At 52.7% G+C, this 13,248-nt stretch carries 13 protein-coding genes; 7 read left to right on the top strand and 6 right to left on the bottom strand.

The window, feature by feature from the left end; genetic code table 11:
• Window positions 1-44 precede the first annotated feature (44 nt).
• A complete protein-coding gene (locus BMY01_RS11025; RefSeq protein ID WP_217638657.1) occupies window positions 45-986 on the top strand; it encodes a LysR family transcriptional regulator in 942 nt (313 codons plus the stop codon).
• 172 nt (window positions 987-1,158) lie between these two features.
• Here the strand turns inward: BMY01_RS11025 and BMY01_RS11020 are convergent, their stop codons facing one another.
• A complete protein-coding gene (locus BMY01_RS11020) occupies window positions 1,159-1,902 on the bottom strand; it encodes a 4-aminobenzoate synthase (RefSeq protein ID WP_074747126.1) in 744 nt (247 codons plus the stop codon).
• A gap of 569 nt (window positions 1,903-2,471) precedes the next feature.
• Here BMY01_RS11020 and BMY01_RS11010 point away from each other — a divergent pair.
• On the top strand, window positions 2,472-3,923 hold the full coding sequence (locus tag BMY01_RS11010) for a diguanylate cyclase domain-containing protein (protein ID WP_074747122.1): 1,452 nt from the start codon (window positions 2,472-2,474) through the stop codon (window positions 3,921-3,923).
• Between the two features lie 322 nt (window positions 3,924-4,245).
• The gene (locus tag BMY01_RS11005; RefSeq protein WP_074747120.1) at window positions 4,246-4,668 is read left to right on the top strand and encodes a YqaA family protein; all 423 of its coding nucleotides are present in this window, start codon (window positions 4,246-4,248) and stop codon (window positions 4,666-4,668) included.
• A 132-nt stretch (window positions 4,669-4,800) separates the two neighbouring features.
• Here BMY01_RS11005 and grxD read toward each other — a convergent pair whose 3' ends face one another.
• The 4 genes from grxD to hemA form a co-directional block, all read right to left on the bottom strand.
• Window positions 4,801-5,121, bottom strand: coding sequence for a Grx4 family monothiol glutaredoxin (gene grxD / locus BMY01_RS11000; protein WP_074705832.1), 321 nt, complete (start codon window positions 5,119-5,121; stop codon window positions 4,801-4,803).
• A gap of 91 nt (window positions 5,122-5,212) precedes the next feature.
• Window positions 5,213-6,070 (bottom strand): peptide chain release factor N(5)-glutamine methyltransferase, encoded by an 858-nt coding sequence (prmC, locus tag BMY01_RS10995; protein ID WP_074747118.1) that lies wholly within the window; start codon window positions 6,068-6,070, stop codon window positions 5,213-5,215.
• A 13-nt stretch (window positions 6,071-6,083) separates the two neighbouring features.
• On the bottom strand, window positions 6,084-7,160 hold the full coding sequence (prfA, locus tag BMY01_RS10990) for a peptide chain release factor 1 (protein ID WP_074747116.1): 1,077 nt from the start codon (window positions 7,158-7,160) through the stop codon (window positions 6,084-6,086).
• Window positions 7,157-8,419, bottom strand: a complete 1,263-nt coding sequence (hemA, locus tag BMY01_RS10985) for a glutamyl-tRNA reductase (RefSeq protein WP_074747114.1) — start codon at window positions 8,417-8,419, stop codon at window positions 7,157-7,159. Before hemA ends, prfA begins: the two co-directional genes overlap by 4 nt.
• Window positions 8,420-8,828: 409 nt before the next feature.
• On the opposite strand from hemA, the gene BMY01_RS10980 reads away from it, so the two are divergent.
• The 3 genes from BMY01_RS10980 (at window position 8,829) to BMY01_RS17450 (ending at window position 11,037) form a co-directional block, all read left to right on the top strand.
• Window positions 8,829-10,013 (top strand): AI-2E family transporter, encoded by a 1,185-nt coding sequence (locus BMY01_RS10980; RefSeq protein ID WP_074747112.1) that lies wholly within the window; start codon window positions 8,829-8,831, stop codon window positions 10,011-10,013.
• A 256-nt stretch (window positions 10,014-10,269) separates the two neighbouring features.
• Window positions 10,270-10,455: a CsbD family protein gene (locus BMY01_RS10975; protein ID WP_074747110.1), complete on the top strand. Its 186-nt coding sequence runs from the start codon at window positions 10,270-10,272 to the stop codon at window positions 10,453-10,455.
• A 351-nt stretch (window positions 10,456-10,806) separates the two neighbouring features.
• The gene (locus tag BMY01_RS17450) at window positions 10,807-11,037 is read left to right on the top strand and encodes a hypothetical protein (RefSeq protein ID WP_139176873.1); all 231 of its coding nucleotides are present in this window, start codon (window positions 10,807-10,809) and stop codon (window positions 11,035-11,037) included.
• Window positions 11,038-11,095: 58 nt separating this feature from the next.
• Here BMY01_RS17450 and BMY01_RS10970 read toward each other — a convergent pair whose 3' ends face one another.
• On the bottom strand, window positions 11,096-11,563 hold the full coding sequence (locus BMY01_RS10970; protein ID WP_074747108.1) for an NUDIX hydrolase: 468 nt from the start codon (window positions 11,561-11,563) through the stop codon (window positions 11,096-11,098).
• Window positions 11,564-11,739: 176 nt separating this feature from the next.
• Here BMY01_RS10970 and BMY01_RS10965 point away from each other — a divergent pair, with 176 nt between their 5' ends.
• On the top strand, window positions 11,740-13,017 hold the full coding sequence (locus BMY01_RS10965) for a phenylacetate--CoA ligase family protein (protein WP_074747106.1): 1,278 nt from the start codon (window positions 11,740-11,742) through the stop codon (window positions 13,015-13,017).
• The last annotated feature ends 231 nt before the right edge of the window (window positions 13,018-13,248 follow it).

Raw genomic sequence — 13,248 nt, 5'->3', positions numbered from 1 at the left:
TTGTAAAATATTAATGAATATAATTCATAAATCTCTCTGTGACGATGACTTCCCTCTCCCTGCTTGAACTTCGGCACCTCCGCACCCTCGCAGCCCTGGATGAAACAGGCAGCGTCTCGCGGGCGGCAAAGCGCGTGCACCTGACCCAATCGGCGTTGTCGCACCAGATCAAAGTGTTGCAGAACCATTACGGCTTGCCCATATTGCGTCGCCAGGGGCAAAGCATCGAACTGACCGAAGCAGGACAGCATCTGGTCACATTGGCGCGCAAGGTACTCGAGGAAATACAGGCTACTGAACGAAATCTTGCCAAAATGGCGGAGCATGCCTCGGGTAGCTTGCGCATCGTGCTGGAGTGCCACACCTGCTTCGACTGGCTGATGCCGCTGATGGACGCATTCCGCCAGAACTGGCCGGAGGTCGAACTCGATCTGGTTTCGGGATTTCATAGCGATCCCATCCAGCTTCTGGAAGAAGGCGGTGCGGATGTGGTGATCGGATCGGAGCAGATCGAGCGCCGCGGCGTCGTTCACCACCCGCTCTTTCGCTTCGAAATTCTTGCGGTGCTGGCGCCGGAACACCCGCTACGTGCGAAGAAAATCCTCCATGCACGCGACTTTGCCGGCGAGACGCTGATTACCTATCCAGTACCGGAGGAGCGTATCGATCTAATTCGCAATGTGCTGAAACCGGCAGGCGTTCAACCCGAGCGGCGCACAGCCGAGCTTACAGTGGCAATTCTGCAATTGGTCGCCAGCCGACGGGGGATTGCCGCACTACCCAGTTGGGGACTTAAAAACTATGTCGAGCACGATTATGTGATCGCGCGGCGAATTGGTTCGCAAGGGCTGTGGAGTGACTTGTACGTATCAACGCTGGCGGAAACCGCCACACGGCCCTATCTGCGCGATTTTCTGGTTACTGCAAGGAATACGTGCTTCGCAACGCTGGATGGAATCATTCCCCTGAAGCCGGCGGAGCAATAGGCGCCAAACAGGTAGCGGGATGGGAGAAACAGTGGAGAGAAGAAGTGCAGAAGAGGTATAAAGAGGCGGGATAGCCAGGCAAATACAAGCAACAGCTGGGATTGATCGATAAACTGGCAGGCCTCCCCGAATGATGAAGGACCTGCCAGACAGAAGTTTCCCTGGAATTTCCTCAGTGCAGCGTGACCGGCTCCTCTTCTTGGCAGGTGAGATCAGCGCAATACTTTTCATAAACGCCATCCAGGAACCCCCACAGCGCCTCGCATGCGCGCATGGTCGCAGCGAGCACCTCGGCTTGCTTCTCCGGGGTGTCCGCAAACCGCTCGATCAACATCCATTCGGCCTGGGAATGGTACACATCCGCTTCCTCATGAACACTGAAGAACTCATAGCTTGAGGGATCGCTCATTCCGTAATATTTCTCCAGTCCATCAATTTTCACCGAAGCGATGGACGGCACCTGCGATTCAAAGGCGTGCAACGCGGCAAGACCTGCGTAGAACGGCTGGTTCAGGCAGATGTCGCGGAAGGTGGAAACCAGCCGTGCTGTTCCGGGCAGGGCAGAGGCGCGTGCGAGATCCTTATCGCTCGAACCCAGAGCCAGGGCGAAATTCTTCCACAGGGCTGGATGGTTCTTGTCACCATGCTCTTCGCTGATGAGGTTCTTGAGGACTTCCTGGCGCACGCTGATATCGCCGCTATTGTCTTCGCTATGAAAATGCGGCGTATTGAAATGTACTGCACTCAGATAGGTCGGCTCGGCCAGCACATTATGAAAATATTGTTCGGCGTAACCGCGCAATTGCTCTTTAGTGAGCTTGCCTGCAGTCCAAGCCTGGTAAAAAGGATGCTTCAACAGGTGCTTGGCATCGATGATGGAATCGACTTTTTTCTTGAAAGATGAGCTGGTTGTCATGATTTTCCTCTTAAGCAGAGATGGTAATTCAGAGAATTTCCGGGTAATCGGTTTGCATATCATCTACAAATAACGCCTGTAAGTCAAATTCAGTTCGCTTCTCCACACTGAAATCATTCGATTTCGACGTCTAATAGATTTAGATTTTATTTATCAGGATGAATAAGGTATGGAGCCAGGCACGAAAATCTCCTCCAATTTGTCCTCATTGTGGGTACGAAACGAATCACCCTCCCATTTGTTATTAATTTCATATGAATATTCAATATGTCCGGATTCAAAACGCTCAAAGAAGGTCAAAAAAGTAACGTTTGAAGTTACCCCGTTTGAAGTTACCCCAAAGAGCCCGAAGGGCAAGCAGGCCTTCAACATTCGAGCTGCGTAAAACTTCGCTGGAGCGGATAAACCGTAGCAGCATATGTGGTGTGTCGCGTTCAGGTCGGCTTCATTGTCCTGTCTCCATACTCAGATGACACCAGTAGCCAAAAATATGTCCTTTCATATCGAAGGATCGTTAAAATCGTAGGTGAACTTAGGTAGAGTTTTGAATCTATCAGGAGATCATCTCAGTGAACAAAGAGAAAGCTGCGGCACTAGGACGGGTAAATAAAAAACTGTTGTCAGCTATCGAGGAACGGAAGGCAACAGCTCTCGAACTTTCACATGCTAAACTTCGCCCAGAGAGGATTCTGGACGGTATTACTGATGCGTTTTATACCCTGGATCGCGAATGGCGCTTCACGTGTCTAAATAGGGAAGCAGAAAATCTGCTACGACGCCCTCGCAGTGACCTTTTGGGCAAGGTGGTCTGGGAAGAATTCAAGGAGACAGTAGGAACGATCTTCGATCGTGAATGCCATCGGGCGCTCGTCGAAAACACCACCGTGAAATTTGAAATCTTCTACGCTCCTCTGGACGGGTGGTTCGAGATACACGTCTATCCTTTGGAAGATGGTCTGGCTGTTTATTTTAATGACATTACGAAGCGTAAACAGTCTGAGCAGGCGCGCCAGGAGGCTGAGGCCCACATTCGCCAGCAAGCTTCCCTTCTTGATAAGGCAGCCGACGCGATCATTGTTCACGGAATCGATCATAGTATTCAGTTTTGGAATCAGGGCGCGCAGCGGTTATACGGATGGACTTCTGAAGAGGTCATCGGTAAATCTGTAGAGATGCTGTATGACAACCCCTTAGCCTTCGATGAAGCGAACACACTGCTATTGAATACGGACGAATGGAGGGGGGAGCTCGCACAGCGGCGCAAAAATGGAAGTATATTGCTTGCTGAAGCACGCTGGACTTTGGTTAGAAATGACGAGGGGCAAGCACAGTCTGTTTTCGCAATCAACACCGATATTACCCAGCGCAAGATGGCGGAAAACAAAATCCAGCACCTCGCCTTCTACGATTCCTTGACCGGATTGCCCAATAGGCAGCTCCTGCTGGACCGACTAAGGCAGGCGCTCTCAGCGAGAACCCGTAAACATCGTATGGGCGCCCTACTGTTCATCGACCTCGATAACTTTAAGTTACTCAATGATACTTTCGGCCACGATTTGGGGGACTTGTTGCTGCAGCAGCTCGCTCCTCGCCTGGTCTCCTGTATACGCGAAGGGGATACGGTCGCTCGTCTAGGCGGCGACGAGTTTGTGGTAATACTGATAACAGACTGTAGCGAAAATTATGAGGAATCCCTTGCTCAGATAAAGGCCATTTGCGAAAGGATTCGCAGTGCTTTAAATCAGCCTTTCAATCTCGGTGCGTGCAAACATAACAGCACGGCAAGCATTGGCGTCGTGCTGTTTAACGATCAATCGCACACAACAAACGAGTTGCTCAAGCAGGCGGATCTCGCAATGTATCAGGCAAAAGCATCAGGCCGCAACGCAATGTGCTTTTTCGATCCGGATGCAAGCGGCAATGAATGCTCGCACCATTCTGGAGGCGGACTCACACAAAAGCTGGGAGAGAAGCAAGTTTATTCTCCACATCAGCCGCAGATGGATAGCAGTAAGTTATAGGCGCCAGGATCGACGCTTTTGCGTGATTGCGGTAGCGCCAAAAGGCGTGCAGGAGAGCCGTCCATTCCTGGCGTCTATCCCTAGTAACGTAACGCTTCTTCCCGGTTTACCCCCAAGCATACCCTCGAGGGGTTTCGAATGACCGCCAGGAGCGTGTTGCTGGTACAATCCTGATGAGCTATCAGGTGCAGGAGTCGTAACCAGGATTTCGCACCTTTCACTCAGGCCACGCGCTTCATTTTGCAAGCCTTTTATCGGGCTGAAGATTTATTCAACGCTTTTCTTAGCTGAAACGCGGCTTTATTTCTCAAGCAGGGTTGCCATGGATGAGCAATCGAGCCTGCTGGCGCTGTTCACCAGCAGCTTTCTTGCTGCCACGTTACTTCCGGGCGGCTCGGAAGCAGTACTATTTGGCGTGCTGACAGCCTACCCCGAGCTTTATTGGTCTGCTCTGGGACTTGCTTCAATTGGCAACACCATGGGGGGCATGAGTTCCTATGCGATAGGCCTCTTGCTGCCCGATGAGAAGTCTCTGCTTAAAAGATTGGGGGGGAGCACGCGGGGTTTGATCTGGGTGCGCAAATATGGCAGCCCCGTCCTGCTGCTCGCCTGGGTGCCTATCATTGGGGATGTGCTATGCGTGGCAGCGGGATGGCTTCGGATTAACTGGATATCGACCATGCTGTTCATGGCCGTGGGAAAGTTTGCCCGGTACTGGGCCATCGCGGCTGCGATCAGCCTGTAGGCAATCTATGAACGGGCTATAGTCGCTTCAGTCCCGCTTCCTGAGGTCCAAGCTTCATTGATGGACTCAGGGGATGGCCATTGGACAGCATTCCCCTCGCCGATATCAATCAATGGATCAATTTACCTGGATTTACTTTGCTTCGGCACTTTCCAGCAGCTTCTGCAGCTCACCGCTCTGGTACATTTCGGAAACAATGTCCGAGCCGCCGATAAACTCTCCATTGACATAGAGCTGCGGGATTGTAGGCCAGTTTGAGTAATCCTTGATGCCCTGGCGGAATTCCGGTTCGGCGAGCACATCCACTGCGAAAAGATCATCCACGCCGCAAGCGTTGAGGACTTTTACCGCATGGGCCGAAAAACCGCACTGCGGGGCTGCCGGGGAACCTTTCATGTAGAGCACCACGGGATGCGTGGTGACTTGTTGCTTGATGATTTCCTGCGTATCCATATCTGACTCCTCAAAAAAACGTTAGCTCTGCAAATCGGACTATCGAGAGAAAGCCCTCCAAGAGCAGGCAATTCTTCGATATATCGTTTTATTATTGCATTTTAGCAGCTTCTCCCCGGAAACTCCTAAACCATCCACCGCTTACCCGCATTATTCCAGCGAGATCGGGATGGGAGAACACCTCTGTGAAACCTGCTTCCCTCAGGAGGCGTCTGCAGGCTTCCGCCTGATCGTAACCGTGCTCCAGCAGCAGTGAGCCCTCGGGCGCCAGATGAGCGGGAGCGGAATCAATGATCAACCGGATGCAGCCAAGACCTTCCCCTTCGGCCACGAGCGCGATCTGCGGCTCGAAGCGCAGGCCGCCCTGGGCCAGATGAGGATCGTCCCCCGCTACATAGGGTGGGTTGGATACGATCAGATCGAAGCTTTCGCCAGCCACCCCCTCAAACCAGTCTGCCTCGATAACGCGCACATTACTCAACTTGAATCGCGCGACGTTGGCGTTGGCAACGGCGACCGCGGCGGCTGAAACATCGACTGCGGTAATCTCCGCCAGCGGTCGATGCTTGGCCAGGGTCAGCGCGATAGCGCCGCTGCCCGTCCCCAGATCAAGTATCCTGCAGGGGCGACGCGAAGGAATCCGCGCCAGCGCGAGATCGATCAATAATTCGGTTTCGGGCCGGGGAACGAGTACTGCAGGCGTGACGTTGAACTCCAGACTGTAGAACTCGCGCCTGCCCGTCAGATAAGCAACCGGTTCGCCCAAGACGCGTCTGTCTGTCAGCAGGTAAAACGCTTGCGTCTGCTCAGTGGTCAGTTTCTGCTCGGGATGAGCAAGAAGATAAGCATGATTTACGTTGAGCACGTACTGCAACAGCATCCGCGCATCGATATCGGCAATGTTCCCGCGGGTTTGCCTCAGCGCTTCGAAAATTGTGAGGGACGACACCGGAACGGGGAATCTACTCCGCCATTGCCGCCAGCTGCTCGGCCTGATGCTCGGCCAGCAGCGCGGAGCAAAGCTCGTTCAAATCCCCATCCATGATCTGTTCGATCTTGTACAGCGTCAGATTGATGCGGTGATCCGTTATCCTCCCCTGGGGAAAATTGTAAGTGCGGATACGTCCTGAACGATCACCCGTACCTACCAGGGACTTGCGCGTTGCCGCCTGTTTGCTTTGCTGCTCCTGCATCTGCTTGTCGCGGATGCGCGCAGCCAGGACGCTCATTGCCTGCGCCTTGTTTTTATGTTGGGAACGACCATCCTGGCATTCGACTACGATTCCCGTCGGCAGGTGAGTGATGCGCACGGCAGAATCAGTCTTGTTGATATGCTGCCCCCCCGCTCCGGAAGCGCGAAAAGTGTCGATTCTCAGCTCGGCAGGATTGAGCGCGACATCCTCGATCTCGTCTGCCTCTGGCATCACCGCGACGGTGCAGGCGGAAGTATGGATGCGCCCCTGCGTCTCGGTCGCTGGCACGCGCTGCACCCGGTGCCCACCCGATTCAAACTTGAGTTTGGAATAGGCACCTTCACCGCTGATTTTGGCAATGATTTCCTTATACCCGCCGACGTCAGACGGGCTTTGCGAAATGATTTCCACCTGCCAGCGCTGGCGCTCAGCGAAACGGGCATACATGCGAAACAGGTCGGCCGCAAACAGCGCGGACTCGTCTCCCCCGGTACCGGCCCGGATCTCCAGAAAAATATTGCGCTCATCGTTCGGGTCTTTGGGCAGCAATTGCTTCTGCAATTCCGCGCCATAACGTATCAGCCTCTCTTTGGCATCCCGTATCTCGGCATCGGCAAACTCGCGCATTTCCGCCTCAGCAGCCATCTCCTGCGCGGTATGAATATCCTGCTCGCTTTGCAGATAAGCGTTATACAAGTCGACCACGGGCGCAATCTCCGCACGTTCGCGCGCCAGCTTACGGTATTGATCGAGATTGACCGTGATGCTTTCGCTGCTCAGCAGACGATTCAACTCCTCCAGGCGCACGCTGAGTTGCGTGAGCTTGGCAGCTATACTTTTGTTCATTCTGAGGGATGAAGGTGATACAGGCGGCTGATCAGGTCGACCAGATCGTCACGCTCGTCCTCAGCGGCGTGGTTGAGCGCGTAGGAGGGTAAATGGAGAAACTTGTTGGTAAGCCCGTTGCTCAGGGATTCGATGATTTTCTGCGGATCCTCACCTTTGGCCAGCAGTTTTTTTGCCCGTTCCAGTTCATGACGTCGGTAACGCTCCGCCTGGTCGCGCAAGGCGCGTATGGTGGGCACAACCTGGCGCGATTCCAGCCAGTGCATGAAATTGACCACATTCGAGTCGATAATCGCCTCTGCCTGCGCCACCGCTCCCTGCCGGGAATCCAGGCCTTCCTTGACGATATCGGCGAGATCATCTACCGAATAGAGGAACACGTCATCCAGTTCCGCCACCTCGGGTTCCACGTCCCGCGGCACAGCCAAATCCACCATGAAAATCGGTCGATGCTTGCGTGCCTTGATCGCCCGCTCCAGCATGCCCTTGCCGAGAATGGGGAGCGTACTCGCAGTACAGGTGACGACAATATCATGAAGCGCCAACTGGTCGGGAAGTTCGTTCAGGGTGATGACTTGTCCGTTCAACCGGTGCGCCAGGGCCTGCGCCCGCTCGACAGTCCGGTTGGCGACGGTAATGCGCTTCGGATGACGGGCAGCGAAATGGCTCGCACATAACTCGATCATCTCGCCCGCACCGATGAATAACACGCGCTGCTCGCCGATGTCCCCGAAAATGCGCTCCGCCAGCCGGGTGGAGGCCGCCGCCATGGAAACGGAATTTGTCCCGATTTCGGTGGAGCTGCGAACCTCCTTTGCAACAAAAAAGGTGCGCTGGAACAGCTTGTGCAACAGCATGCCGAGCGTGCCTGCGTGCTCAGCCGATTTCACTGCATCCTTCAACTGGCCAAGTATCTGCGGTTCGCCCAGCACCATGGAATCCAGTCCGCTGGCAACGCGGAAGGCGTGCTTTACAGCCTTTTCCTTCGGCAACCTGTAGAGATACGGCTCAAGCTCACGAGTCGGCAACTGGTGAAAATCCGCCAGCCAGTGGGTGGCTTCGTCCGGCTTATCGGTACTGCAATAAACCTCGGTGCGATTGCAGGTGGAAACAATCGCCGCTTCTCTCACCGGACGATGGCTTACCAGATCATGCAATGCATGCTCCATCGCGTCCGGCGGGAACGACACCTGCTCGCGCACATCCAGCGGCGCGGTCTGATGATTGATGCCAAAGGCAAATAACTGCGTCGAAGACACGTTAGCTCAGTACCGGCTGAATTTTAAAATTTCGTGATTATAGTATTACAAGCATTTGAATACCAACAATTGGAAGAGTTTCGGGTTCAGAAAAAAATATGGGAACAGTGTCAAGCGGAATCAACAACCCGTGTCAGAGGGAAGCTTCATGATTGATCAAAAAAGCAGAGCTACAAGCTTCCTCAATGCAGTGCACGGCGGGGCTCAAGGGGAACATCATTCTCAACATTAATAATCTTTTCCAGGAAATCTCTGTGACTGGTATCCTGAGCCACCGCCCATTGTGCAATAGCTGGTCTTCAGATTACCTTAGCCACGCTTGATATCAATATCCGTGGAATCACCAAGACGAATAGAGAGGATTGCGCGCGCACGAAAGCACGACTCTATCATTTAGCCCAAAAACCCCATGAACTCACCCTCCGATGAATCGCCGATCGAATTGAAGGCACCGGTCCTTGAGGTTGCCGCACCGATTGTTACCGAAAAAATAACTCTCCTTGACACTGAGCCAAGGGAAAGGAGTGCAACGGCTCTTTGGATACTTGCATTTATTGCCGTCATTGCCGCGCTATATCTGGCGCGGGCTTTCCTTGTTCCGCTATTGTTTGGCATCCTCGTAAGTTACACATTAAGCCCGGTGGTGGATTGGTTTGAACGCTATCGTATTCCGCGCGCATTGGGGGCGATATGTGTACTGGGAGGGCTCGTCGGAGGCACTTCCTGGATGACACTCTCTTTAAGCGCCGATGCGGTGATAATGGCTGAACAACTTCCGGAGACGGCTCGCAAGCTGCGGCAGAGTTTAAACATTTTGCGCGATGGGAACTGGAGCACATTGCGTCATGTTCAGCAAGCCGCGGACGAACTCGGGCGCGTGGCTGTCGACGCCGGTTTGGAATCAGCAGCAGACCGCGCAGTCATAATCAAGGAATCGGAAAACAGTACATGGCTGCGCGATCTTATGCTCACGCAGTCAGCGCTGCTGGTCACGTTTACTGCACAAGCCCCGGTAGTATTGCTGCTTACTTATTTTTTGCTGGCCGCAGGCAGCCATTTCCGACGCAAACTTGTACGGTTTGTCGGGCCAACGCTTTCTCAGAAGAAAGATGCAGTACGGATACTTGAAGAAGTAGACAGTCAAATCCAGCGCTACCTCCTTGTCATGTTGATATCAAATGTTTTAATTGCCGTCATGACCTGGCTGGCGTTCGAAATGCTGGGACTGAAGCATCCCGCCGTATGGGGGGTAGCTGCCGGAGTGCTACATTTTATTCCGTACCTGGGAACTGTCGGGGTTGCGCTCGCCTGCGGGGTTGCCGGGTTGCTGCAATTTGGCTCGCTTGGGCAGGCATTCTTGCTGGTAGCGGTATTTTTGCTTATTTCAGGCGTGGTGGGAATGGTGTTTACCACATGGCTACAGGGCAGATTTGCACGCGTGAATCCCGCAGTTCTGTTCATCGCACTGTTATTCTTCGGCTGGCTGTGGGGCGTTGCGGGTTTACTGCTCGGAGCCCCCTTACTGGCTATTGTCAAGGTAATCTGTGATCGAGTCGAGTCGCTTAAACCGGTCGGTGAACTCTTGGGACAGTAATTAACTTTCACATTTGCGGATGGGCAATCCCGAAGAGAAGGCGCTAGAGGCCGCTAATGGAGCCGAGGTATGGATCAATAGCGACACTGCCAACGTTCCGACGCTTAGCTGTTAAGCAATTTAAGGTAATTTTTTAAATGTGCCCTACCGAACAGTATGAGCTGCTAAAAAGCGTTACTCTGATTTCCAATGCCGTAGCGATTTACTGAACAACGGCAAATCATCTTAAAATTTCGTAGAAAAAGGAGATCGAATTATGAATAAGGATCAAGTGAAAGGAACCGCGAAAGACATCGCAGGAAAAGTTCAGGAAGAGGCCGGAAGGGCGGCAGGAAGTGAAGAGCATGAGGCTAAAGGCCTTGGCAAACAAGTTGCCGGCAAGGCACAGAAGAAATATGGAGACGCCAAGGAAGCCGTGAAGGATGCAGCGGACAAGCTTTAAATTAACTTTCCAAGCATCCCCTCCCGCTCAACCAAAAACCCGCTTCGGCGGGTTTTTGGTTATTTGCTTCAGCCCTGCCAGCCTTCCCCTTCTTTTTTCTGAAGAAAACCTACATCACTTCCAGGGTTGTCGGCCTATTGGCCCCGATAAAAATGAATCGACATATTTCGAGGGATCAGGGCAGAACGGTCGTGCACTTCAATGGCGTTTCGCTTTCCTGCTGGCTTCGCTCCCAAGTGGGCTCTTGATAGAGGTCATGGATACTACCGAGCGGTCCTACGCACATTATAAATTCTGTAACAAACCGTCCATACAATCGGTGCTTGCATTCACTTCAAGGAGTCCCGATAAATGGCCAAATATGTTCCCTATGTAAGAACCGAACAAGGTTACATAGAACGAAGCTCTTACGCTATTTTCAACTCCCCGGATAGCAGTTCCAGCAGTTGCCTCGCTCCCTATATACATGAAGAACAACTTGTCGGATGGCCTGAATCGAAGGTGTACTGGGCTACTAAAGTTGGACCAAGCGTGGGCCTGGCTCCGCTCGATCTCTGTCCGGATTACATTGCCGGCCGATAATAGGTCGGCAACAAAACCGAAGCGATGGCATGTCCGGCAGTACGTAGACCGAAGTTGTTTATTCCTTCGAAGATAGCTTTTCGCTGAGCTCTTCAAGAAAACCTTGCTGCCCGGGACGGATGCGCCGCTTTCCTTCGGGAATGTCAAACCACTCCGCCCGATCCACCTCCGGGAACTCCTGGATTCTGCCGGAGCCTTTCGGCCATTCCATGCTGAAGGCATTTGAGATCAATCCGGAGGGGTCCCAATCGCTTTCCGTAGCCCAGGCATCCACCCGCTTTCCACTGGGTTGCTTGCGCGACGTGAGCGGAAGGAAGGATCCCGATGGACGATGCCCCGTTTCCTCAAAAAATTCTCTCAACGCAGCCTGAAGCGGTTCTTCATCCTCCTCGTATTCGCCCTTTGCGATCGACCATGCACCGAGATCCTTGTTTTTCCAAAACGGACCTCCAGGGTGGACAAGCAAAACCTCCAGCCGGCCATTCCGTCTGCGATAGGGCAGAATACCCGCGCTTTTCTTACTCATGCCTATCTGACACGCGATCCACGCTCTTTTTCAAGAGAAACATTTATCGGAATATCTTTCTTCAGACGCAAGTTGTTGCTATCAGTTGCAAAACATGGCCGGAGGATCGGAAATAGGTTTGTCATTAACCCAAACAAACGGTAGGCTAAGCATTCCAGCCTAAATGAGGGAGCACTATGTTAAGACGCGTAGGATTTAATTTGATCGATTTGATGCGTGGAACATCCTCCGTAGCGTTGCTTCGCGAACTGGAAAGCATACAGTTTGAGTCGAGCATGGCGATACAGCAGCGCCAAAAGCAGCTGCTGGACCACTACTTCGATGCCCTTCGGGCAGCTCTTCCTCTCTATGCTGGGTACCGCTCCTTTGAAGAGCTGCCGATAATTGACAAGGCTTTTGCAAACCGCAATCGAGAGCAGCTAACAAATTCCCATTACAGCGGGAGACGCGTGCGTAAGAAAACTGGCGGGTCTACTGGAGAGCCGCTGGTTTTTTATACTGGAACTCAATCCCAGTCTTACCTATGGGCAGGGATCCTCTTGGGCTGGCGCGCGGCTGGCTACCGACTTGGCGAACCCGTCGCTTTTCTTGCTGGTTCATCGCTATTTAGTACTGGCTTCAAGGAGAGTGTTTACTATAAGCTCATGAACATCAAGGTGTTCTCAGCCTTTGAACTTTCGGACGAACGCTTGCAAGCGTATGCCAAAGAAATAGCCTCGGGCGGCTTTCGACTCATCTATGGATATGCGGGAGCAATTTACCGGCTTGCTCAGCACGTTATTGCTTCCCCAACGCGCCCTCGTTTTGCCCTGCGCGGCGTCGTATGTACAGCAGAGGTATTGACGCCAATGATGCGTCAAGTAATTGAGACTGCATTTTACGCACCCTGTTTCAATCAGTACGGTTGCCATGATGCAGGAGTATCCGCCTATGAATGCGAGCGGAGGCAGGGTCTTCACCTTATTACCACTCGATGTTATCAGGAGGTGCTCGAAGGGGGAAAGCTTATTTCCACCGATCTTTCCAATCATGTTTTTTTTCTGCCACGGTATGATACGGGCGACATGGTGGTGATGGAGGATAAGCCTTGCCCCTGCGGACGCGGTTTTCCATTGATTGGCGAGGTGACTGGACGAAGCAACGATCTGGTTTCCGACCCGGAGGGCAATACTGTCCATTTCATGTTCTTTAATTATTTGTTCCGTGAAGATGGCAGGATCTCCTCCTTTCAAGTTCTATATGATCGTCATAAGCTCATAATTAATCTTCATTGTCACGAAACGGGGAATGATTGGTCGGATTATCTGAAGCGAACAACTTCTTCTCTCAAATTCGACCAGGTCGCCTTCGTGGAGAACCTCTCCTTCATATTGTCGGCAAGCGGTAAGCATAGATTTGTAGTCCGGGTAGACGACGTCGATGCAGTATTGGCCGGGACTGAAAGAAAACATTGATGCATCAAAACTGCGGCCGGATGAGGCTGCGTACAGCGCAATAGCTTCCACCCTTGCAGCTTGCGTTATTACCGTGCTCTGAATGTGAAATAGTAGATACCAATCTGACATGGCTTAGCCCGGATATTTCACCAACCTCGCCATTATCCCGTGATCCGGTGAAATATCCGGGCTAGCCTACTGCTCTCCAAGCCAGTGCCTCCATCGGCGCACAAAAAAAGAGCATCCGCT

This window comes from Nitrosospira multiformis (genome assembly GCF_900110185.1).
GTDB classification, from domain to species: domain Bacteria; phylum Pseudomonadota; class Gammaproteobacteria; order Burkholderiales; family Nitrosomonadaceae; genus Nitrosospira; species Nitrosospira multiformis_A.
The sequence above is the reverse complement of the archived record's forward strand: the minus strand, read 5'-3'. Positions and strand labels throughout refer to the sequence as shown.